The sequence below is a fragment of the Asticcacaulis solisilvae genome (genome assembly GCF_017875235.1).
Classification (GTDB): domain Bacteria; phylum Pseudomonadota; class Alphaproteobacteria; order Caulobacterales; family Caulobacteraceae; genus Asticcacaulis; species Asticcacaulis solisilvae_A.
Genome location: NZ_JAGGMI010000010.1, coordinates 56,818 through 78,093, shown reverse-complemented (window position 1 = coordinate 78,093; position 21,276 = coordinate 56,818). Strand labels below are relative to the sequence as shown.

General features: G+C 62.7%; 19 protein-coding genes. 9 read left to right on the top strand and 10 right to left on the bottom strand.

Going from position 1 to position 21,276, the window contains the following annotated elements; translation table 11 throughout:
- The 3 genes from J2X24_RS16185 to J2X24_RS16175 are packed head-to-tail and all read right to left on the bottom strand — an operon-like array spanning nucleotide 1 to nucleotide 2,992.
- Complete coding sequence (locus J2X24_RS16185) at nucleotides 1-1,284, bottom strand: HlyC/CorC family transporter (protein ID WP_209723992.1); 1,284 nt, start codon at nucleotides 1,282-1,284, stop codon at nucleotides 1-3.
- The gene (gene aroB / locus J2X24_RS16180; RefSeq protein WP_209723990.1) at nucleotides 1,278-2,417 is read right to left on the bottom strand and encodes a 3-dehydroquinate synthase; all 1,140 of its coding nucleotides are present in this window, start codon (nucleotides 2,415-2,417) and stop codon (nucleotides 1,278-1,280) included. The genes J2X24_RS16185 and aroB overlap by 7 nt, the downstream gene beginning before the upstream one ends.
- The gene (locus J2X24_RS16175; RefSeq protein WP_209723988.1) at nucleotides 2,414-2,992 is read right to left on the bottom strand and encodes a shikimate kinase; all 579 of its coding nucleotides are present in this window, start codon (nucleotides 2,990-2,992) and stop codon (nucleotides 2,414-2,416) included. Before J2X24_RS16175 ends, aroB begins: the two co-directional genes overlap by 4 nt.
- A gap of 111 nt (nucleotides 2,993-3,103) precedes the next feature.
- Between J2X24_RS16175 and J2X24_RS16170 the strand changes: the two genes are divergently transcribed.
- The 4 genes from J2X24_RS16170 to J2X24_RS16155 all read left to right on the top strand — a co-directional run bounded on the left by J2X24_RS16170 (nucleotide 3,104) and on the right by J2X24_RS16155 (nucleotide 6,506).
- Nucleotides 3,104-4,021, top strand: coding sequence for a site-specific tyrosine recombinase XerD (locus tag J2X24_RS16170; protein WP_209723986.1), 918 nt, complete (start codon nucleotides 3,104-3,106; stop codon nucleotides 4,019-4,021).
- A gap of 109 nt (nucleotides 4,022-4,130) precedes the next feature.
- A complete protein-coding gene (locus J2X24_RS16165) occupies nucleotides 4,131-5,081 on the top strand; it encodes an acetyl-CoA carboxylase carboxyltransferase subunit alpha (RefSeq protein ID WP_209723984.1) in 951 nt (316 codons plus the stop codon).
- 19 nt (nucleotides 5,082-5,100) lie between these two features.
- Nucleotides 5,101-5,742, top strand: coding sequence for a DUF4328 domain-containing protein (locus J2X24_RS16160; protein WP_209723982.1), 642 nt, complete (start codon nucleotides 5,101-5,103; stop codon nucleotides 5,740-5,742).
- A 113-nt stretch (nucleotides 5,743-5,855) separates the two neighbouring features.
- Nucleotides 5,856-6,506, top strand: a complete 651-nt coding sequence (locus J2X24_RS16155; protein WP_209723980.1) for a hypothetical protein — start codon at nucleotides 5,856-5,858, stop codon at nucleotides 6,504-6,506.
- 68 nt (nucleotides 6,507-6,574) lie between these two features.
- Here J2X24_RS16155 and J2X24_RS16150 read toward each other — a convergent pair whose 3' ends face one another.
- On the bottom strand, nucleotides 6,575-7,456 hold the full coding sequence (locus J2X24_RS16150; RefSeq protein WP_209723978.1) for a mechanosensitive ion channel family protein: 882 nt from the start codon (nucleotides 7,454-7,456) through the stop codon (nucleotides 6,575-6,577).
- Nucleotides 7,453-7,935 carry a nucleoside deaminase gene (locus J2X24_RS16145; RefSeq protein WP_281064969.1) on the bottom strand — a complete coding sequence of 161 codons (483 nt, stop codon included), beginning with the start codon at nucleotides 7,933-7,935 and terminating at the stop codon, nucleotides 7,453-7,455. The genes J2X24_RS16150 and J2X24_RS16145 overlap by 4 nt, the downstream gene beginning before the upstream one ends.
- 78 nt (nucleotides 7,936-8,013) lie before the next feature.
- Here J2X24_RS16145 and J2X24_RS16140 point away from each other — a divergent pair, with 78 nt between their 5' ends.
- The 3 genes from J2X24_RS16140 to J2X24_RS16130 all read left to right on the top strand — a co-directional run bounded on the left by J2X24_RS16140 (nucleotide 8,014) and on the right by J2X24_RS16130 (nucleotide 10,975).
- Nucleotides 8,014-10,053, top strand: a complete 2,040-nt coding sequence (locus J2X24_RS16140; protein ID WP_209723974.1) for a pseudouridine synthase — start codon at nucleotides 8,014-8,016, stop codon at nucleotides 10,051-10,053.
- Nucleotides 10,054-10,056: 3 nt separating this feature from the next.
- A complete protein-coding gene (gene rsmD / locus J2X24_RS16135) occupies nucleotides 10,057-10,632 on the top strand; it encodes a 16S rRNA (guanine(966)-N(2))-methyltransferase RsmD (protein WP_209723972.1) in 576 nt (191 codons plus the stop codon).
- A gap of 193 nt (nucleotides 10,633-10,825) precedes the next feature.
- Nucleotides 10,826-10,975 carry a hypothetical protein gene (locus J2X24_RS16130; protein WP_209723970.1) on the top strand — a complete coding sequence of 50 codons (150 nt, stop codon included), beginning with the start codon at nucleotides 10,826-10,828 and terminating at the stop codon, nucleotides 10,973-10,975.
- Nucleotides 10,976-11,278: 303 nt separating this feature from the next.
- Here J2X24_RS16130 and mutL read toward each other — a convergent pair whose 3' ends face one another.
- The 5 genes from mutL to ileS form a co-directional block, all read right to left on the bottom strand.
- Nucleotides 11,279-13,201 (bottom strand): DNA mismatch repair endonuclease MutL, encoded by a 1,923-nt coding sequence (mutL, locus tag J2X24_RS16125; RefSeq protein WP_209723968.1) that lies wholly within the window; start codon nucleotides 13,199-13,201, stop codon nucleotides 11,279-11,281.
- Between the two features lie 406 nt (nucleotides 13,202-13,607).
- The gene (locus J2X24_RS16120) at nucleotides 13,608-14,375 is read right to left on the bottom strand and encodes a methyltransferase domain-containing protein (protein WP_245344755.1); all 768 of its coding nucleotides are present in this window, start codon (nucleotides 14,373-14,375) and stop codon (nucleotides 13,608-13,610) included.
- A gap of 84 nt (nucleotides 14,376-14,459) precedes the next feature.
- On the bottom strand, nucleotides 14,460-15,020 hold the full coding sequence (locus tag J2X24_RS16115; RefSeq protein WP_209723966.1) for a DUF3035 domain-containing protein: 561 nt from the start codon (nucleotides 15,018-15,020) through the stop codon (nucleotides 14,460-14,462).
- Between the two features lie 78 nt (nucleotides 15,021-15,098).
- On the bottom strand, nucleotides 15,099-15,641 hold the full coding sequence (lspA, locus tag J2X24_RS16110) for a signal peptidase II (protein WP_209723964.1): 543 nt from the start codon (nucleotides 15,639-15,641) through the stop codon (nucleotides 15,099-15,101).
- Nucleotides 15,634-18,600 (bottom strand): isoleucine--tRNA ligase, encoded by a 2,967-nt coding sequence (ileS, locus tag J2X24_RS16105; protein WP_209723962.1) that lies wholly within the window; start codon nucleotides 18,598-18,600, stop codon nucleotides 15,634-15,636. The genes lspA and ileS overlap by 8 nt, the downstream gene beginning before the upstream one ends.
- Nucleotides 18,601-18,867: 267 nt before the next feature.
- Here ileS and J2X24_RS16100 point away from each other — a divergent pair, with 267 nt between their 5' ends.
- Complete coding sequence (locus tag J2X24_RS16100) at nucleotides 18,868-19,980, top strand: PQQ-dependent sugar dehydrogenase (RefSeq protein WP_209723960.1); 1,113 nt, start codon at nucleotides 18,868-18,870, stop codon at nucleotides 19,978-19,980.
- A 104-nt stretch (nucleotides 19,981-20,084) separates the two neighbouring features.
- Complete coding sequence (locus J2X24_RS16095; RefSeq protein ID WP_245344754.1) at nucleotides 20,085-21,245, top strand: DUF3089 domain-containing protein; 1,161 nt, start codon at nucleotides 20,085-20,087, stop codon at nucleotides 21,243-21,245.
- The last annotated feature ends 31 nt before the right edge of the window (nucleotides 21,246-21,276 follow it).

Genomic DNA, 21,276 nt, shown 5'->3' with positions numbered 1-21,276 from the left:
CTAATCGTCCGATCGGGGGACCGGCGTGATCTTCAGCGCCGTGATCTGGTTGCGCAGCTTGCGCATGATCTGAAACTTGCGGTCGTAGAAGATGAATGTCTGGCCGGGCTCGGGGATGGTGCGGGCTTCGTGGATAACCAGTCCCGCCACCGTCACGGCGTTGTCGTCGGGCAGGTCCCAGTCCATGGCGCGGTTGAGGTCGCGGATCGGCATGTCGCCATCGACGTGGATCGAGCCGTCCGACTGCTTGCGGATGGCGGTGAAGACCGCGTCGTGTTCGTCATCGATCTCGCCGACGATTTCTTCGAGAATGTCTTCGAGCGTCACCAGCCCTTGCAGCGCGCCGTATTCATCGACAACCAGGGCGAAGTGCATCTTCTGGCGCAGGAAGGCCGCGAGCTGGTCCTTGAGGTTGGTCGTATCCGGAATGAACCACGGCTCGCGCGTGATGGCGGCGATGTCGAGCCTGTTGGCGTCGCCGCCGACGCGCGCCATGGCGACCATCAGGTCACGGGCATGCAGGACACCGATGATGTTTTCGGCGTTGCCGCGATAGAGCGGGATGCGGGTATGGCTGTAGCCCAGCGCCGTTTCCACAATTTCGGAAACGGGAAGATCGGCGTCGATCATGTCGATCTGCTTGCGGTGGACCATGATCTGGCTGACATCGAGTTCCTGCAGGTCGAGCACGCCACGGAACATGTTGCGGTCCTGGCTTTCGACCGCGCCTTCGTCGTGATGATATTCGACGGCGCCGCGTATCTCCTCGTGCGCCGCCAGCACGTCGACCTCCATCGACATCCTGACGCCGAAAAGGCGCAGCGTGCCGCGCACGAACCATTGAACGGCCTGGACGACCGGGCCAAAGACATAGACGGTCCACATGACCAGGCGCGACATGCCGCGCGCCACGTCGTCGGGCTTCAGGATGGCCAGGGTCTTGGGCAGGACTTCGCCGAAGACGAGGATCAGCAGCGTCATGACGGCCGTCGACACGGCCACGCCAAGCGCGCCCGGGAACAGGCTGCCCAGCACGCTGGTCGTCAGGGCTGACGCGCCGATATTCAGGACATTGTTGGCCAGCAGGATGGCGCCGATCATCTTTTCCTGGTCGGACAGCAGGACGTTCACCCGCTTGGCGGCCTTGTCGCCATCGCGCTCGAGTTGGTGCATGCGGCCGCGTGAGGCGGCGGTCAGCGAGGTTTCGCCGGCCGAGAACAGGGCCGAGACGAAGAGCAGTCCGATCAGCGAAGGCGCCAGGACGAGCAGGGTGGCGATCAGCATGGCTGGTCCTCGGTCATCTCGGCGCCGTCGAGAATCAGGAAGTTGCAGATCGAGTCGCGCGGGACCTTCTTGGCGACATAGGCTTCGCCGATGCCCTTGACCAGGACGAAGGTCAGGTTGCCGCCTTCGGCCTTCTTGTCGGTGCCCATGTGCTTGATCAGCTGGCTGGCCTCGAACGGTTCATTGCGGACCTCTGCCATGCTGGTCGGCAGGCCGACATGCGCGATGGCCGCGACGGCGCGTTCGCGGTCGGCGTCCGAACATTCGCCGATCATCTCGCTGTAGCGGAAGGCCTGGGCCATGCCGACGGCGACGGCTTCGCCGTGCAGCAGCTGGTCACCGAAGCCGACCTCGGCCTCGAGCGCATGGCCGAATGTATGGCCGAGATTGAGCAGGGCGCGCTTGCCGCCTTCGCGTTCGTCGGCCGCGACGATCTCGGCTTTCATTTCCACACTTCTGGAAATTGCTTTCAGCAATGCTTCCGGTTGGAGTGAAATGACGTCCTGGCCGTTAGCTTCAAGCCAGTCGAAGAAGGCGGGGTCGCCTAGCAGGCCGTACTTGATGATTTCGGCATAGCCGCAGCGGATTTCGCGTTCGGGCAGGGTCTTGAGGATATCGAGATCGCACAGGACCAGGCGCGGCTGCCAGAAGGCGCCGATCAGGTTCTTGCCCTTTTCGTGGTCGATGGCGGTCTTGCCGCCAACCGAGGAATCGACCTGCGCCAGGACGGTCGTCGGCAGTTGGATGAAGTCGATGCCGCGCATATAGACCGCGCTGGCGAAGCCCGCCAGGTCGCCGATCACGCCGCCGCCGAGGGCCAGGACCACGTCCTTGCGGTCGAGGCCGATCTCCAGCATCTGCTCGAGGAGGTATTTCAGTCCGTCGAACGATTTCGACTGTTCGCCGGCCGGGATGACGATCTTGTGCGTCGCGTGGCCGGCGGCTTCGAATTGCTTAAGCAGCGCGTCGGCGTGCAGCGGATCGACATGACTGTCGGTCACCAGCACGGCGCGTTTGTTGGTCAGGAACGGGCCGATCCACTTTTCGGCTTCGTTCAAAAGGCCCTGGCCGACAATGACTTCGTACGGCTTGAAGCCCTGGCCATCGACCGCGATGCGCCGTATCTCCGTCATCTCTTGTCTCCATTGACGTGCGCGAACAGCGCGTCGAGGACCATCTCGGTGGCCCGGCCGTGGGAATTGTCGCCGGTGTCGACGACGACGTCGGCCATTTCGTAGAGGGGATAGCGCTTCTCGACGTGGTCCTTCAGGACATCCATCGGATCCCGGTTCTTCAGCAGCGGCCGATGCGGTTTGTTGGCGACGCGCCGCGCCAGGACGCGCAGGTCGGTTTTCAACCAGACGGTGATAGCTTTTTCTTTCAGACGCTCGCGCGTCAGGGCATTGGTCAGGGCGCCGCCGCCCGTTGCCAGAATCTGGACCGGCGCGTCAAGCAGCCGGGCGATGACCTTCTGTTCGCCGTCACGGAAACCGGCCTCGCCGTAGTGGGCGAAGATGTCGGCGATGCTCTGGCCCGCGGCTTTCTCGATCTCCTCGTCGGCATCGACGAAGGGCAAACCAAAATGATCGGCCAGGCGGCGGCCGATGGTCGTCTTGCCGACGCCCATCAATCCGACGAGCGCCACGGTGCGGGGCAGGGTGAATTGCGGGCGCGGAGCAGCCTCGGCAGGGTTTGCGGGCACGGTCATGGCTGGGTTGCCATGTCCTGGCCAAAAGGATGAACAGTCATAACGGCGGCTTTTACACGATATTAGGGGGGCTTTGCCAGAGTTCGGACGAATTTCCTTTTGAGACCCGTTATGTCGCGCCCCGCCTTCGATCCGGTGAACCAGTTCCTGCAGATGATGGCGGTCGAGCGCAATGCCGCCCGGCCGACGCTGGACGCCTATGGCCGCGACCTAGGCGATCTCGCCGAGACACTGAACGTTGCGCCTGCTGGCCTGCTGGCTTTAAGCGAGGCCGATATCGCGCGCTATTTCGCCACACTGGATGAGCGCGGCCTGGCGTCGAGTTCCATGCAGCGCAAGCGCTCGGCCGTGCGCCAGTTCTATCGTTTCTGTGTATCGGAAAATCTCTGTACTGCTGATCCAAGCCGCAAGATCGCCGCGGCGCGCAAGGGCTTGAAACTGCCCAAGATCATCAGCCGCGAAGAGATCGAGGCGCTGATCGAGGCCGCCGGCGTCAAGGACATCACCCAGGCGATACGTCTGCGCTGCCTGATCGAAATGGCCTACGCGTCGGGCATGCGGATTTCGGAACTGGTCTCGCTCAAACTCGATGCTGTGGCGCGGGATCCGGCCTTCCTGATCATCAAGGGCAAGGGCGGCGTTGAGCGGCTGGTGCCGCTCAACCCGTCGGCGCGCGAAGCGATCAAGGCCTATCTCGACATTCGCGGCGCGTTTTTGCAATCGAAGGACCAAGCCAATCCCTTCCTGTTCGCCTCGCGGGGCGCCGACGGTCACCTGACGCGCCGCCGGGTCGGGCAACTGCTCGACGAAGCGGCGATGAATGCGGGAATCGATCCGGCGCGCGTATCGCCGCACGTCCTACGCCATGCCTTCGCGACCCACCTGCTGGAAGGCGGGGCGGACCTGCGCGTCGTTCAGACCCTGCTAGGTCACGCCGACATTTCGACGACTCAGATCTATACCCACGTAGCCAGCGAACGCCTGCGCGAAGTCGTGGAAACGCATCATCCCCTTGCAAAGGCGCGTTAACCTAGACGCGAAAAACCGCCCAAAAACCGCTTTGCCTTCTCACGCGCTTGCTGTTACACGCCATTTCCCTTAGTTTTGCGAACTTTCCGGCAGCCGAGAGCCCATTTAGATGCGTCACTATCTCGAATTCGAGCGTCCTATCGCCGACCTGGAAGCCAAGATCGATGAATTGTCGACGCTTTCGGCCAGCGGGACCAACCTCGATGAGGAAATCCAGGCGCTGCGCGACCGGAGCCAGCGCCTGCGCAAGGATGTCTATGCCAAGCTGGAGCCGTGGCAGAAAACCATGGTGGCGCGCCATCCGGAACGCCCGCACCTGGTCGACTATATCAACGGTCTGATCGAAGACTTTGTCGAGTTGCGCGGTGACCGCAAGTTCGGTGACGACCAGGCGATTGTCGGCGGTCTCGGCAGGTTCCGTGGTCAGTCGGTGGTGGTCATGGGTCACGAAAAGGGCCACGACACCAATAGCCGCCTGAAGCATAATTTCGGCATGGCCCGCCCGGAAGGTTACCGCAAGGCGGTGCGCCTGATGGAGATGGCCGAGCAGTTCGGCCTGCCGGTCCTGACCTTTGTCGACACGGCCGGCGCCTATCCCGGCATCGGCGCCGAAGAGCGCGGTCAGGCCGAAGCCATTGCACGCTCGACCGAAAAGGGCCTGATGCTCAAGTCGCCGTTTATCGCGACGGTGACGGGCGAGGGTGGCTCCGGCGGGGCCATCGCCCTGGCGGCCGCCAACCGCGTGCTGATCCTGGAGCATTCGATCTATAGCGTCATCTCGCCGGAAGGCGCCGCCTCGATCCTGTGGAAGGACGGCGGCCGGGCCAAGGATGCCGCCGATCGCATGAAGATCACCGCGCCCGACCTGCTCAAGATGGGCATTGTCGACCGCGTGGTCGAAGAACCCGCCGGCGGCGCCCATTCCGACCGCGAAAAGATGATCGAGACGCTTGGTGACGTGCTGGAGGAAGAGTTGAAAGCGCTCAGCTTCCTCACGCCCGAGCAACTGGTCGCCCAGCGATCGGAACGGTTCTACGATATCGGCCGCAAGGGGTTATAAGGGCGGCTAAGGGGGGAATTTGAGCGACCATGTTTTCAAGCCTTTGAAGGGGCTGACCAAGGCGACTAAGGTCTTGATCGGTCTGGCCATGCCGGGAATGCTGGCCTATGTCGTATGTCTTGTCATGCAAATGGTCACCGGCGAACGGGTGGATTTTGACGCGGAAGAGCTGAGCGTCCTGGGAACCGTCGCCGCGCTGGTCAGCCTGTATTTGATCATTGCCTGGATCGCGGCGGGTATAACCAGTCTCTTCTGGATTTACGGCGCGGCGCGCAATGCGGCGGCGTTGCAGCCAAACGTCGAACTGTCGCCCGGGTGGGCGGTCGGCTGGTATTTCGTGCCCATAGCCCTGCTGTTCAAACCTTACCAGTATATGGAAAAGATCTGGAACATCAGCCTGGATGTCGCGGAAGACGCCGAGACGACGCGTCTTTTGGGTTACTGGTGGGCGGCGCACGTTGTCGGCGGCATTGTGACGCGGATCGCGGAGCGGACGACGAAGTTCGCCGCCGAAAGCGGAGTGATGTTCGACCTGGCGATGGAAGCCGTCGGCTATAGCCTGATATTGATCAGCATGGCGCTCTTCTTCAGGATCGTCGAGACGGTTCACAAGAACCAGATGAAACTTCGGAGTGGCGACGCCGCTGCTTCTGTTTTTTAAGCGCGGCGTTTAACTGTTTATCTTTATGCCGGGCTGACTTTTTCTACCCGTGGTTCCATTTGTTTCACTACCCGCAATTACGCATAGGCTCCTGCAAACTTGGAGACCGACCCATGCGCATTGCTCTGCTTACCGCCACAAGCCTCGCCATCCTTCTTCCCTTAAGCGCCCATGCCGAACCGGAATATGTCGGCGCGCGTGCCAGCACGCTCGGCCTCGGGCTGGAGTATGCTCACAAGTTCACGCCGCACATTTCCGGCCGCGCCGTCGTCAACAACTACAATTACGACGACGATTTCGAATCCGACAACATCCAGTACAATGGCGAACTGGAACTGGGTTCGTTCGGCGGTCTGGTCGACTTCCGCTTTACCGAAAATAGCCCGTTCTTCGTTACGGCCGGCATTTACAAGAACAATAACGAGATCAAGGCGACCGCCGATCCGGCGCAGCAAACCGACATTGGCGGCATTCCGTTTACGCCGGAGCAGATCGGCATCCTGACCGCAAGAGCCGATTTCAAGGACACCGCGCCGTATCTGGGCCTTGGCTGGCGCTGGGCTGCGGGTAAAGTCGGTTTCAGCCTGGAAGCCGGCGCCTATTTCCAGGGATCGCCCCAGGTTTCCCTGACTTCGAACGGCACCCTGGCCAGCGACCCGATCTACCAGCAGGCGCTGGAAATCGAGCGCCGGGACCTTGAAGATGAACTGAAGGACTTCAAGACCTATCCGGTCGTCTCCTTCGGCGTCGGCTATAAGTTCTGAGCCTCACGCCCGCGTACATGAAACGCCGCGCCCCGGTAACGAGGCGCGGCGTTCTTCATAACCCAAATTCAAGCGCTGCGCTCGATCGCCACCTGGTGCGGATAGGGGATTTCGATCCCGGCAGTGTCCAGGGCCTTCTTGACCGCAATGATCCAGTGCGTTTTGGCCTTTAGTGCATTGGCCGGCAGTGTCCATATCCACATGCGCACGATGACGCCCGATGCAGCGAATTCGTGCAGATGCACCGATACTTCGTGCGCCGGAAGGTGGTCGGCCTGGGCCTTCGCCACCTCGGTCAGAAGCGCCACGGCGGCGTCGAGGTCCGTATCGTAGCCAACCTCGACGCGCAGTTCGACCCGGGAAGCGCCGTTGGTGGTCAGATTGGTGATCTCGTTCGAGAACACCTTGGTGTTGGGCACGTAGACACGGACATTGTCGACATTGTCGATCTCGGTCGAGAACAGGCCCAGGCGATGAACCTTGCCGGTTACCTCGCCCATCTTGACGGAATCGCCAATGCGATAGGGCTTGGTGAACAGCAGCATCAGGCCGGCGGCGACATTGCTGAGCGTGCCCTGCAGCGCCAGGCCGATGGCCAGGGAGGCCGCGCCCAGGACCGTGATCAATGACGCGGTCTGGACACCCAGACGGTTGAGCACGGCGACAAGGCCGATCAGGAGGACCAGCCAGCGCACGACCTGGGAGAAGAATTCCGGCAGGGTGCGGTCGGCGTCGCGATGGACCAGCCGGCGCGACACGCGCTTGACGGCGTCGCCGATCAGGCTCGACAGGACCATGGTGACCGCCATAAGCGCCGCGGCCCAGCCGACGTTCGCCAGCATCTCCGGCTTCTTGGTCACCAGATGCCATAGGGCGTCCGCATAGGTGGCGACTTCGTGGACAAAGCCATTGAGTGGACCAAGGTCGAGTTTGAAGCCAGCCTGGATCATGCGCTCCTCTCTGCATTCCCTTTGCGTTTCGCCCGGAAGAACTCTTTGAGCATAGTCCCACTCTGTTCGGCAAGCAGGCCCGCGGTCACGTCCGGCCGCCAGTGGCACGTCGGTTGCGCAAAGAAGCGCGGGCCATGGTCGATCGCGCCGCCTTTTGGATCGGGCGCGCCGTAGATGACACGGCCGATGCGGGCGTGGCTGATGGCGCCGGCGCACATGGCGCACGGTTCCAGTGTGACATAGAGCCAAAGATCGGTGAGGCGATAGTTGCCGAGGGCCGCGCCTGCCGCGCGCATGGCCAGTATTTCGGCGTGCGCCGACGGGTCATTAAGGCTAATCGGCGAATTTCTTGCGACTGAAACAATGGTTTTACTTGACGGATCGAAGATTAAAGCGCCAATCGGCACTTCGCCGGACCGGGCAGCGGATTGCGCCTCGTCCAAAGCGGCCTGCATCAGGCTTTCGTCGTCGTGAACCATGCAGTCACAAGACGAAACATGCCCGCCGCGTCAAGCAAAAAGGCCTTGAGTGCCTCGTTTTAAAAGAAAGTCATTGTCGTGACCGATAACAGTAACGCTGGAGAGCGTGACGTTCCGCAAACGGAATCCGAAGTCCCCTCCCAATGGACGCCCCGCGCCGAGACCGGTGAAGGGCTTGAACAGCAGGACGCCAGGCCGGCCAGGGCGAAAGGCCCTAAAAAGGATGGCGGCAAGAAAGATGGCAAGCCGGCTAAGCCCCCCGTCAAGACCGAGCGCATCGCCAAGGTGCTGGCGCGCGCCGGCCTGGCATCGCGCCGCGAGGTCGAGCGCCTGATCGGGCTCGGCAAGATCGCCGTCAATGGCCGCATCCTGGATACGCCGGCCGTGCTGGTTTCTGCCGCCGACATCATCACCGTCGAAGGCCAGCCGATCGGCAAGGCCGAGCCGACCCGCCTGTGGCGTTACCATAAGCCTGTCGGTCTGATGACCACCCATTCCGACCCGCAAGGCCGCCCGACCGTTTTCGAAAAGCTGCCGCAGCCCATGCCGCGCGTCATCTCCGTCGGTCGCCTCGACCTCAATTCCGAAGGCCTGCTGCTGCTGACCAATGATGGCGAACTGGCGCGCGCGCTGGAAATGCCGTCGACCGCCTGGGTGCGTCAGTATCGCGCCCGCGCCTTGGGGCACACGACCCAGGCCGAGCTCGATCGCCTGAAGAACGGCACGACCGTCGACGGCGTCATCTACGGCCCGATGGAAGCCACGCTCGACAAGCGCCAGGACAAGGCGGACGGTCGCGCCAATGTCTGGTTGACCGTGTCGATCACCGAAGGCAAGAACCGCGAAGTCCGGAAAGTGCTGGAATCGATCGGCCTGAAGGTCAATCGCCTGATCCGCCTGGCCTATGGGCCGTTCCTGCTCGGCAATCTGGAGGCCGGCGATGTCGAGGAGGTCGGCCCGCGTGTCATCCGCGAACTGCTGAGCGACAAGATCGATCCGCGCAATCTTCCGCCCGAAGGCGCCAGCCAGACGCGCGACCTGCCGAAGGCTCGTCCTGCCGCCGAAGGCCGCCGCGCCGGGGGCGACCGCTTCGGCAAGACCGATGCCCGGGAAGGATCAAGGCCGGCGCGCGAACGCAAGGTCGGCGACGGTCCGCGCGTTCGCCGCGAATTCGAAGATCGCCGCGAGTTCAAGGATCGCGACTTCGACGAACGTCCGCGCTTCGAAGGCGACGGCGAGAGCCGCGACCGCCGCCCGGAGCGCGCTTTTGCGCCGCGCGGTGAACGGTCGTTCGACAAGAAGCCGTGGACTCCGCGTCCCGAGACCGGCAGCGAAGATCGCGCCCCCCGGGCGGCCCGCGCCTTCAAACCGCGCGAAGACCGTGAGGCTGGCGATCGCAAGCCCTACGCCAAGCCGTTCCGTCCGCGCGAAGACCGTGCACCTCGCGACGGTGCGCGCCCGGCGCGCAGCTATGGGACGAAATCGCACGATGACATTCCGGCCGGTGAGGCGGGCGCCTACGAACGCGCCAAGCGCGAATTCGGCGGCGCCAAGAGCGAGCGGCCTCAAAGTGATCGCCCCAGGCGCGACTTTGGCGAGCGCAAGCCCTATGGCAAGCCGCGTTTCGACCGTCCGCAAGGCGAGCGTCCCCAGGGTGAACGCAACTTCCGCCCACGCGAAGATCGCGAAGGCGGCGATCGCAAGCCCTACGGCAAGCCGCGCTTCGACCGTCCCCAAGGTGAGCGGCCCCAGGGCGAGCGCAGCTTCCGCCCGCGTGAGGATCGTGAAGGTAATGATCGCAAGCCCTACGGCAAGCCGCGCTTCGATCGTCCGCAAGGCGAGCGTCCCCAGGGCGAACGCAGCTTCCGGCCCCGCGAAGACCGTGAAGGCGGCGGAGAGCGCAAGAGCTATGGCGGCAAGCCACGCTTCGATCGTCCACAAGGTGAGCGCCCCAGCTTCCGTCCGCGTGAAGATCGCGACAACGGTGGTGCGCGCAAAAGCTATGGCGACAGACCGTCGTCGGGCCCGCGCCCGGGCGGTAAGCCGGGTGGCCGTCCCGGTGGCGCCCCTCGCGGGGCTCCAGGCGGTTTCAGCCGCAAGCCGCGCCGCGAAGACTAAACGATGCGCATCGTCGGGGGTGACTTCAAGGGGCGCGGCCTGAGCGCACCGGACGGCCGCAATACGCGGCCGACCTCCGACCGCGCGCGTGAAGCGATTTTCAACGTGCTGGCCCATGCCGAATGGGCGCCGGACATCGACGGCGCGCGCGTCATGGATGTGTTCGCTGGCTCAGGCGCTCTGGGCTTCGAGGCGTTGTCACGTGGTGCCGCCTTTTGCCTGTTCGTCGAGACGGACGAGGCGGCGCGCGGCGCCATTCGCGATAATGTCGAATCTTTCGGCCTGTTCGGAAATACCCGCGTGCACCGCCGGGACGCCACGCAACTGGGACCGCGGCCAGGATCGCAGGCCGAAGCCTTCGATCTTGTGTTCCTCGATCCACCCTACCACAAGGGATTGGGTGAACGCGCGCTTGACTGTCTCATTTCGGGCAACTGGCTGTCAGAAAATGCGACAGTTGTTTTCGAACGCGGCGCCGACGAGGGCGATTTTGCCACAGATGTGTGGGAAATAAACAACGCCAAAATTTACGGCGCGGCGCAGGTTCTGTTCCTTAAACAAAAAATTTATCAAAAATAAGTCTTTGATTTTTATCAGAATAAAGATTCAATTACCTTGTCTAGTGGTAAAATTAGCGCAAGCGTTAAAAAAGTCTATTGACGGTCCGCCGGTCTTATCCACAATATGTCCTTAACAAGGCGTAAATAACAATGAGGCATGTAAATTGCCCGTTTGCGCCCTGAGGTGAGACTACCAAACTTAGGGGTAAGTGATGGACAATCAAGCTATACATACAGGGAAGGTGCGCGCCGCGCGCGGCCGTCAGGACGCTTTCAAGCTGCTTCTGGTCGCGGGTCTCAGCGTCCAGGCGTGGGGCGTCGTTATGGGCCTCGGTCTGCTCATCCTGAATTTCGCACACTGATGCGGTGTCTGCCTGGGGTCGTCTGACCGCAGGTTTTTTTATGGCTGAGCGATACCTGAAAAGTGCGTAGCGGTTTTCAGTTAAGTGTCGCGATAAGGCAAAACTGAGCGATACCTGGAACGCTGTTTCGGAATATCGCTTTAGGCTGAACGTGCCCCGGCTCTGCAGCGGGGCATAAGCCAGACGGCTTTGCGCCGAGGCGGGTTAGCCGCCCCGATGCACACGGTTCGATGGGTGGGGTGTGACAATGGCGAGCGCAAATGGGTGCGCTCGCCATTGTTGTTTTCAGCAATGCAGGTGTGATCAGCGCCGGCCGAACAGCCGCTCGATATCCTTGAGCTTCAGCTCGACATAGGTCGGGCGGCCGTGATTGCACTGGCCGGAATGGGGGGTGGCTTCCATCTGGCGCAGCAGCGCGTTCATTTCGTCGCCGGTCAGGCGGCGGCCGGACCTGACGCTGTGCCGGCAGGCATGATCGCCGCAAATTTCCGCCATGCGCTCTTTCAGGGCCAGCAGTTCGCCGTGTTCGGTCAGGTCGTCGACGAGGTCGCGGACGAGGCCCGAGATATCGCAATCGCCGAGGAGCGACGGGATGTGACGGATCAGGACGCTGGTCGGGCCAAACGCCTCGAGACCTAGTCCCATGGCCGCCAGGTCATCGCTACGCGCCATCAGCCGGGTGACTTCCTCGCGCTCCAGGTCGACGATTTCAGGGATGAGCAGGTTCTGGCTGACGACGTGGCCCTCAGCCATGGCCGTCTTCATCTGCTCATAGACCAGCCGTTCGTGGGCCGCGTGCTGATCGACAATGACCATGCCGTCCTGGGTCTGGGCCAGGATATAGGTCTCGTGGATCTGAGCGCGCGCCGCGCCCAAAGGAAAAGCGATGGCGTCGGGCGCCTGAACGTCGCTTGGCGTCCAGGTCGCGACCTCCGTAATAACGCCGTCCATGTCGATGAAGGGCGCTTCGGCGACGCCCGGCGCGTCATAGGCTGGGGCGGGTTCGACTCGGCCCGCCGGCACGAAAGGCGAGGGATCGGGACTGAGCCAGGGCCGGATGGCGGCGATCTGCGATGGTGTTGGACGGCGGTCATAGGACGGCGCCGCAAAAGCCCGGTTCAGGCTCAGCTGTGGCTGGACCGGCGATATCATGCCTTCGGGGCGGAAACCGCTCAGCGTCTGGCTGGCGACGGTCGTCGAGGCGCGGTGCCCGGCCGAGGCCAGGGCGTGTTTCAAGGCGCCGATGATCAGGCCGCGCACCAGGTTGGGGTCGCGGAAGCGGACCTCGGTCTTGGCCGGGTGGACGTTGACGTCAAGCTCTTCCGGTGGGATTTCGATAAACAGGGCGGCCAGCGGGTGGCGATCGCGCGCCAGGAAGTCGGCATAGGCGGCGCGCAGGGCGCCTGCCAACAGGCGGTCGCGCACCGGGCGATTATTGACGAACAGGTATTGATGCAGGGCATTGCCGCGCGAAAAGGTCGGCAGGCCGGCATAGCCTGTCAGGCGCACGCCTTCACGCTGCTGGTCGATCAGCAGGGCATTTTCGGAAAAATCGGGACCAAGCAGGGCGGCCAGGCGTTTCAGCCGGCCTTCGAAGCCATCAGCCTCGCGATAGAGGCGTAAGCTCTTCTTGCCGTCGAGTTCAAGCGAAAAGCCGACATCGTGGTGCGCCATGGCCTGGCGCTTGACCTCTTCGGCGATGGCCATGTTTTCCGAGCGCTCGGATTTCATGAATTTCAGGCGCGCCGGGGTGGCGTAAAAGAGGTCGCGCAGATCGACGCGCGTGCCGTGCTCGCGGCTGAAGGCGGCCGGCTGCAAGGGCTGAATGGCGCCGCCATCAACCGTGATGGTCAGGGCATCGCCGTCCACCGGTTTTGACGTCAGGCTGAGGCGGGCGACCGAGCCCATGGAGGGCAGGGCTTCGCCGCGAAAGCCGAGCGTCTGGATGTGCAGCAGGTCCCAGCTGCCGTCGTCCTGCGGCTTGAGCTTTGAGGTGGCGTGGCGTTCGATGGCCAGTTGCAGGTCGTCCGGCCCCATGCCGCAGCCGTCGTCTTCGATCAGGATGCGCGACAGGCCGCCCAGGTCGCAGCGAATATCGATCTGGCGCGCGCCGGCATCGATGGCGTTTTCGACCAGTTCCTTGACGGCCGAGGCGGGGCGCTCGACGACCTCGCCGGCGGCGATGCGGTTGATGGTATCCTGGGGAAGACGCTGAATTACGGACATCCGGGCAGAATAGCCGGAGTCGGGGGGAGTGTCAGTAAGGTTTAACCACGGAAGGGCACGCTGTGCGAGGCGACACGGAAAGACAGGGAATTCGAGCGCAAGCGGCTTTGGCTGCGCGCGTGGTTTTGTCGTGAAGAGTAGGTCCACAGATTACACAGATGCACACAGATTATCCGTGTGCGTATCAGCAGATGTGGATGATTTTCCAATGATTGACCGCGCTCTGCGCGGTCGCGATTTCCATTGGAAGGGCTCAAAGCTATCCATCTGCACGGATAATCTGTGTACATCTGTGTAATCTGTGGACAAGAAAAAGTAACCACGAACCACACGAACAAACACGAACGCAGAGATTCAGTGTTCGTGACGGCGCTTGCGCGGGTTCGTGCGGTTCGTGGTTGATGCTTTAGGGCTTGCGGAAGACCAGAGCCATCCTGTCCGTCTTGCCCCGGATCGCCGGATCGAAGACATTCTTCGTATGGTCGTCGCTGGTATTGGCAAGCACGGCGCTGTCCTCGGCGACCGTGAAGCCCGCAGCCTTGAAGTCGGCCAGAACCTGCGCCTTTTCGATGCGATGGGTGGTGTTGGTCTCACTGAAACCCTTGCCGGCCGCCGTGTCGTGGTCGGTGATGACGATCAAACCGCCCGGCTTCAGCAGAGACTTCAGCGACGCGGTGAGCTTTGCCGTATCGTGACCCTTTTCATTATAGGTGTCGTGATAGACCATACCCATGAAGATGACGTCGTATGGCTTGGCGGAGGCAGGGATCTTGTCGAAGTCGACCGTCAGCAGGCTGATATTTTTTCGCGCTGCCGCCATGGCATCGCGCGCCGGGCCCATCTTATAATAGTCGACCCAGCCTTGCGGGTTCTGCGAGACGACGTGGCCGTTGCACACAGCGGACGACAGAAGCCACGAGGCATAGCCCTGGCCGGCGCCGATATCGAGCACGCGGTCACCCGGCTTGACGTGCGACAACAGGAAGGTGACTTCGGCCTTGCGGACCGCATCGCGCTCGCGTTGGTCGGCGGGACGGTCGGCCGCGGCCAGGGCGCCATCGACGCGCTGTTCCAGCGTCTGCTTGGCGCAGTCGGCGGCGGGCGAAGCCAGCGCGGGCAGGGCCAGCGGCGCCATGAGGAATACGGACACGGCGAACAGGGATTTCAGCTTCATCTTATCCTCCAGCGTTAACGCGTTAAGAACAAAAAAGGCGTTCCGGATGGAACGCCTTGATACTTTTGAGATCGCAGTCCGGGGCTAGAGCCCCGGCAGCTTGAACTTCTGGTCTTTCTTCTGGGCGATGATGATCGGCTGGTCGCCGGTCAGCGCCGTCAGGCGGGCCTTTTCGGCCTCGGCATCGACCGGCGTCACTTCGGACGCGATCTGGGCATTGGTGTTGGCCGGCGTCGCCGGCGCTTCCGGCTTGCGCCAGAACAGAACCTTGTCAGCGAAGCTCGAGTCCTTGTAGGCGAGGTCGCCGAATTCATCATCGACGACATAGCGGGCCAGCGGATCGGCCTTGTCGGCGCCGGCCTGGGCGACGAAGAGCTGCTCGCCCTGGGTGCGGCTGACCGCGTCGCGCTCACCCAGCAGGGCCTGACGGGCCACGCTGTCGGGTTGCAGTTCCTGCGGACGCGGCTCACCCGGCGCAGGCGGACGCAGCGCAAAGTTCGGCGGCACGACCAGCGGCGCCTTGGTCACGACGCGGAATTCGTCGGGCACGACCTTGTTGAGGCCCAGCGCGTTACGGGTCGACTCGCACCCCGACAGGGCAAACCCTGCCAAAATCACCAAACCCGCGATCTTTACCGACTTCATCAATTCGCTCCAAATTCCCCTGTCCAGCGGACAGAGATGTGTACTGCGTTTGTCGCCACCTGCCAAGCGGCTTATATCTCAGGCATCAGGACCGGCGGCGGGCGTCTTGGCGGCGTCCTCGGACTTGAGGAAATGCCAGGCCAGAAGGGCGACACCGATGCAGATGGCGCTGTCGGCGACATTGAATACCCACGGAAAGATCTGCGTTCCCGAAAAATCGAGAAAATCGACCACGAATCCGAAGCGGATGCGGTCGATGACATTGCCTATCGCCCCGCCTGCGATCAGGCACAGCGCCACGGCCGGAAGCCGTTCCACCTGCTTGAGCGTCAGGAAGCCGAGCCCGATTCCGGCGCTGAGCTGGAACAGCGTCAGGAACCACCGTCCGAAAGCCGTACCGCCAAGCAGGCCGAAGCTCATGCCCGTGTTGTGCACCAAGGTGAACGAAAAGAAGGGCAAAATCTTGACCGGACCGTTTTCGAGCCGCAATCCATAGAGCATCCATGCCTTCGTTGCCTGGTCGAGCACAACGATGACCAGCCCCAGGCCAAGGCACCACAGGCCGAGGCGCGTGACGGGCGCGCGCCATTTCGCCTTAAGCGCCTGTAGCAACTCACCCATGTTGCGCATCCCATTCGGCGACGGCTTCGGCATCGCGTAAAGAGAGGTCCGGATAGCGTGGATCGCTGCCGACCTCGGGCAGGATGCGCCACGACCGCTGGCACTTGTTGCCGGAGGCTAAGGCAAAGCCGACCGCAACCATGTTGACGCCGTCGAGGCGGAAGGCATCCGTCGGAGGGGTTTCATAGGTGAGGGTTGCCTGTGAGGTGCGGAAGACTTCGGCGGCGTCGATACCGTCGAAGGCCTCATAGAGGCTGTTGTCGGCAAGATAGACCACAGGGGCGGCTTCCAGGGCCGAACCGATGACCTTGTCGCGGCGCTTGCCTTCCAGCGAGGCGGTGACGACGCCAAGCACGGTTTCGATCCGGTTCCAGCGATTGGCTTCGGCCGTGCTGATCCACGTGTCGGGCGCCGGTTCCAGCACGCGGAACAGGTTCTGTTGGCCATCCGGGTTACGGCTGGCCCAGGCCTCTTCCATGGTGAAGGTCGTGATCGGGCCCAGCCAAAGTGTCAGGCGCTCGAACAGGATATTCATCACGGTGCGGGCGGCGCGGCGCTTCAGGTCTGAAGGCTTGTCGCAGTACAGGCAGTCCTTGCGGATGTCGAAATAAAGCGCCGACAGGGTCTGCGAGCAGAAATCGCTGACGGGGCGGATGACATCGGCGAAGTCATAGCGCGAATAGGCGTCGCGCACCTGGGCGTCCAGGCGATGGACCTCATGCAGTATATAGCGTTCCAGCGACGGCATGTCCGAATAGTCGACCGCTTCGGCATCGCTGTAGCCGTTGAGCGCGCCCAGCAGGTAACGCACCGTGTTGCGCAGCTTGCGGTAGGCATCGACCGTGGTCTGGATGATCTGCTTGCCGATGCGCAGATCTTCGGAATAGTCCGACAGCGCGACCCACAGACGCAGGATTTCCACGCCCGATTCCTTGGCGATGTCCTGCGGGGCAACGACATTGCCCTTGGACTTCGACATCTTTTCACCCTGTTCGTCGAGAACGAAGCCGTGGGTCAGGACAGCCTCATAGGGCGCCCGGCCGCGCGTGCCGCAGCTTTCCAGCAGCGACGACTGGAACCAGCCGCGGTGCTGGTCCGAGCCTTCGAGATAGAGGTCCGCCGGCCAATGGCTGTCGGCGCGGCCCTCGATGGTGAAGGCGTGGGTACAGCCGGAATCGAACCAGACATCGAGGATGTCGGTGATCTTTTCATAATTGGCCGGATCGTAGTCGTTGCCGAGGAAATCCGTGTCGGGGCGCGTGAACCAGGCGTCGGCGCCGCCGTCCTGGATGTGGCCGATGATGCGCGCATTGACCGCGTCGTCCTTGAGCGGCTGTCCGGTCGCCTTATCGACGAACATGGCCAGCGGCGTGCCCCAGTTGCGCTGGCGGCTGATCAGCCAGTCAGGGCGGCTTTCGACCATGGAGCCGATGCGGTTGCGGCCCGAGTCGGGGAAGAACTGCGTCGTGTTGATGGCGACGCTGGCCTTGTCGCGCAAGCCTGCGTCTCCATCCATGCGGATGAACCATTGCGGCGTGTTGCGGAAGATCACCGGGGCCTTGGAGCGCCACGAATGCGGATAGGAATGTTCGACCCGGCCGCGCGCCAAGAGGTTGCCGGCTTCGATCAGCTTCGTCATGACCGCGCCATTGGCCTCACCGAACTTGCCGGCCTTCTTGCCTTCGGTTTCCAGCACCTTGAGGCCGCCGAACAAAGGCACATGCGGGTAATAGGCACCATCGGGATCGACCGTGTCGGGGATGGTGTCGAGCGAACGGCCTGACGACAACCAGACGATATAGTCGTCGGCGCCGTGGCCGGGCGCCGTGTGCACAAAGCCCGTACCGGCGTCGTCGGTGACGTGGTCGCCGGCCAGCATCGGCACGTCAAACCCGTAGCCGTCGTCCAAAACCGCCAGGGGGTGACGGAGTTCGAGACCGGCCAGAGCCGTCGGCGCCAGGTCGATCAGCTTGTCCCAGGCGGTGGCATTGGCGGCCTTCAGCACGTCCTCGGCCAGCTTGTCGGCCAGGATCAGCTTATCGCCCGGCTTGGCCCAAGGCGCGAAGCCCAGCTCCTCTTCCGTCTTCATGCCCGTGATCTGCCAGACGGAGTAGGCGACCTTGGGGTTGAAGGAGACAGCGCGGTTGGCGGGAATCGTCCACGGCGTGGTCGTCCAGATGACGACCGACGTATCGCTCATGATCGTGTTGAGATCGTCGGCGTCTTCGGCCGAATCGCCGATGACCGAAGAGGTCGTGGCGTTGGCGACGGGGAAGCGGACCCAGATGGTCGGCGACACGTGCGGATGGTATTCGACCTCGGCGTCGGCCAGGGCCGTGCGCTCGACCGGCGACCACATGACGGGCTTGGAGCCGCGATAGAGCTGGTCCGACATCAGGAACTTGTGGAACTCAGCCGTCACCTTGGCTTCGGTGGTGTAGTCCATGGTGGCATAGCGGTCCTGCCAGTCGCCCAGCACGCCCAGGCGCTTGAATTCCTCGCGCTGGATGTCGATCCACTTGGCGGCGTATTCGCGGCACGCCTTGCGGAACTCGGCGGCGGGGACCTCGTCCTTCTTGCGGCCCTTGCTGCGGAACTCTTCCTCGATCTTCCATTCGATCGGCAGGCCGTGGCAATCCCAGCCCGGAACGTAGTCTACGTCAAAGCCCATCAGGAACTTCGAGCGAACGACGAAGTCCTTCAGAATCTTGTTCAGCGCATGGCCGATATGGATATTGCCGTTGGCATAGGGCGGGCCGTCGTGCAGTACGAACAAAGGCGCGCCCGCCGCCTGGCGGGCCTTGCGCACGCTCTGATACAACTCGGCCTCATCCCACTTTTTCAGCATTTCGGGCTCGGCCTTGGGCAGGCCTGCGCGCATGGGGAACTCGGTTTCAGGCAGGAAAACGGTTTCGCGGTAATCGCGGCCGGTAACGGTAGAAGCAGGAGAATCGGACATGGGGACTTTGCGTCTGATAAAAAAATGTCAGGAGAGGGCGCGTCTGGGTGACCCGGCAGGGCGCACTCAGGCCCGTGCCGGGGCCATAATTCGTATGGTGGCGCCCGTTTTCGACATGGCCACGGCTTTATCAGAGCGTCCGTGTCGTGCCTAGCCTAAACTCACCTTCCATATTGCGTCAGACGGAAAACCTCCTGTAAGTCCGTTTGATCCTTTTCAAACCAGTATCGCTTTCGCCTGCCTTTCCCGCCGCAAAGGACCCGACCCATGCGCAAACTCAATCTGGCGCTTACCGCCGCCTTGTCCGCCCTCGCTATTACGGCTTGCCAGCAGACGCCCTCCATCGCCGCCGACGGCGCGCCTTTCACCATTACCGAAGTCGCCAAGTTCGACACGCCCTGGGCCATGACCTTCCTGCCCAATGGCGACATGCTCGTCACCGAAAAGTCCGGCACGATGAAGTGGCTGTCGAAAGGCGTTTCCAAGGACGTGGCCGGCGTCCCGAAGGTCGACGACAACGGCCAGGGTTCGCTTGGGGATATTCTCGCCGCGCCGGACTATGCGACGACGGGCACGGTTTATTTGACCTTCAGCGAACCTGGCGACGGCGGGAATGGTGCGGCGCTTGCCCGCGCCAAGCTGGTGCTCGACGCCAATCCGCGCCTGGAAGGCCTGACGGTGATCTGGCGCCAGGCCAAGATGGCGGACACCGACTTCCACTATTCGCAGAAGCTGGCCCTCTCGCCCGACAAGAAATACCTGTTCGTCACGGCGGGTGAACGCAACAAGAAGACCCCGTCGCAGGACGTGAAGGTTAACCTCGGCAAGGTCTTGCGCCTGACGCTGGATGGCAAGCCGGCGCCCGGCAACCCGCTGGCGGGCAAGGGCGGCACGTCGGACGAGGTCTGGAGCTATGGTCACCGCAATCTGTATGGCCTGGCCTTCGCGCCCGACGGCCAGTTGTGGGAAAACGAGATGGGCCCCAAGGGCGGCGATGAACTCAACCTGATCGTCGCCGGCAAGAACTATGGCTGGCCAGTCGTGTCAAACGGCAGCGGCTATGACGATGCCGACATCCCCGACCATCCGACGCGTCCCGAATTCGAAGCGCCCAAGGTGTGGTGGAACCCTTCGATTTCGCCGTCGAGCCTGATTATCTATACCGGCGACAAGTTTCCGCAGTGGAAGGGCGACGCCTTTATCGGGGCGCTGTCCGGCCAGGCTTTGATCCGGGTCGATATCGACGGCGCCAAGGCAACCAAGGCCGACCAGTGGGACATGGAGACTCGCATCCGCGACGTCGAACAGGGGCCGGACGGCAATATCTACCTGTTGGAAGACGGTGACGGCCGCCTGCTCAAGCTGTCGCCAAAAACCTGACGCGATCAAGATCGTCATTTTTTCTGGATCGCAATGCGCCAGAAACCGCGACACACTTTTCGGCGCATTGCTGATCGGGCTTTTCAAAATGGCCGGGAGTTTCTATGCTCCCGGCCATGATCAAGTCCCTGCCGGAGTGGCTGCAGCGCGCCTTGCGCAACCGCGTCTTTCTCATGTCGCTGGCGCTGGCCGCGATGGTCGTGGGACTGGCATGGTCTTACCTGCAGAACGACTTCCACCGCGGCCAGCTCGATCCGAAGATTCCGTTCCAGATCTATGTGCCGCCGGAAGCGCCGGATTACCGCAAGGCGGAAAGCTGGTTCCTTAACCCGGCCATCGCCAGGTATTCGGCCGATCCGCGCAAGGTGGACGTCTTTTTCATCCACGCCACCAGCTATAATGGCGGCGGCGGCTGGCTGGCCCCCATCGACAAGGGCTCGGCCGTCCGCGAGGTCGAGCAGGTACAACTGCCCAACTATGCGGGACCGTTCGCTATTGGCGGCAATATCTATGCGCCCAAATACCGCCAGGCCAGCCTGTTTACGCAACTCACCGGCCGCGAGGACGCGCGCCAGGCGCGCGAGTTCGCCTATATCGACATTGACGCCGCCTTCGAGCGCTTCCTCAAGAGCCGCAAGGGTGGCAAGGGCTTTGTTATCGTCGGTCTGGAACAGGGTGCCCTGCTGGCGCAAAAGCTGATCCGCACACGCGTCGTCTCCGATCCGGAGTTGAAGGCGCAGCTTGTCGCCGTCTATCTCCTGGAAAGCCTGGTGCCTGAGGAGATCAACGGCAAGTCCTATCTCGACCTGCCGGCCTGCGCGGCGCGGGTGCAGACCGGCTGCGTCGTCGCCTACCAGACCGTCGCGTCAGAAGAGCCGGAAAGCCTGCTGCTGCTCCTGCGGCGTGGCGTCTACTGGAACGAGGCCGGTTATCTGGAGGCGCTCGACAGCCGCCCGGCCATCTGCGTCAACCCGCTGACGGGCGCCGCCGGCGGCGGTGGCGTTGACGAAAAGGCGTCGCTGGGGGCGACCAACGCCACGGGGTTGGAGTGGGGGACGCCGCCAGCCTTGATCCCGCACAAGGTGTCCGCGCGGTGCCTGCGCGGGCTTTTGACCGTGGACAAGCCATCTTCACCGGCGTTCAAGGGGGCCGATACCTGGGAAGGCGCGCGCAAGGTCAACAGCTACAACCTGTTCTACGGCGACCTGCAGGCCGACTTCCAGGCGCGGGTCGACCTGTTCCGCGCCAGACCGGAAAAAAATTGACTTGCCCGCGCGGCGCGGACTAACTGCCCGG

Coding starts and splice junctions, on each gene's coding strand:
- J2X24_RS16185 (WP_209723992.1), bottom strand. CDS start 1,284: ATGCTGATCGCCACCCTGCTCGTCCTGGCGCCTTCGCTGATCGGACTG.
- aroB (WP_209723990.1), bottom strand. CDS start 2,417: ATGACGGAGATACGGCGCATCGCGGTCGATGGCCAGGGCTTCAAGCCG.
- J2X24_RS16175 (WP_209723988.1), bottom strand. CDS start 2,992: ATGACCGTGCCCGCAAACCCTGCCGAGGCTGCTCCGCGCCCGCAATTC.
- J2X24_RS16170 (WP_209723986.1), top strand. CDS start 3,104: ATGTCGCGCCCCGCCTTCGATCCGGTGAACCAGTTCCTGCAGATGATG.
- J2X24_RS16165 (WP_209723984.1), top strand. CDS start 4,131: ATGCGTCACTATCTCGAATTCGAGCGTCCTATCGCCGACCTGGAAGCC.
- J2X24_RS16155 (WP_209723980.1), top strand. CDS start 5,856: ATGCGCATTGCTCTGCTTACCGCCACAAGCCTCGCCATCCTTCTTCCC.
- J2X24_RS16150 (WP_209723978.1), bottom strand. CDS start 7,456: ATGATCCAGGCTGGCTTCAAACTCGACCTTGGTCCACTCAATGGCTTT.
- J2X24_RS16145 (WP_281064969.1), bottom strand. CDS start 7,935: ATGGTTCACGACGACGAAAGCCTGATGCAGGCCGCTTTGGACGAGGCG.
- rsmD (WP_209723972.1), top strand. CDS start 10,057: ATGCGCATCGTCGGGGGTGACTTCAAGGGGCGCGGCCTGAGCGCACCG.
- J2X24_RS16130 (WP_209723970.1), top strand. CDS start 10,826: ATGGACAATCAAGCTATACATACAGGGAAGGTGCGCGCCGCGCGCGGC.
- mutL (WP_209723968.1), bottom strand. CDS start 13,201: ATGTCCGTAATTCAGCGTCTTCCCCAGGATACCATCAACCGCATCGCC.
- J2X24_RS16120 (WP_245344755.1), bottom strand. CDS start 14,375: ATGAAGCTGAAATCCCTGTTCGCCGTGTCCGTATTCCTCATGGCGCCG.
- J2X24_RS16115 (WP_209723966.1), bottom strand. CDS start 15,020: ATGAAGTCGGTAAAGATCGCGGGTTTGGTGATTTTGGCAGGGTTTGCC.
- lspA (WP_209723964.1), bottom strand. CDS start 15,641: ATGGGTGAGTTGCTACAGGCGCTTAAGGCGAAATGGCGCGCGCCCGTC.
- ileS (WP_209723962.1), bottom strand. CDS start 18,600: ATGTCCGATTCTCCTGCTTCTACCGTTACCGGCCGCGATTACCGCGAA.
- J2X24_RS16100 (WP_209723960.1), top strand. CDS start 18,868: ATGCGCAAACTCAATCTGGCGCTTACCGCCGCCTTGTCCGCCCTCGCT.
- J2X24_RS16095 (WP_245344754.1), top strand. CDS start 20,085: ATGCTCCCGGCCATGATCAAGTCCCTGCCGGAGTGGCTGCAGCGCGCC.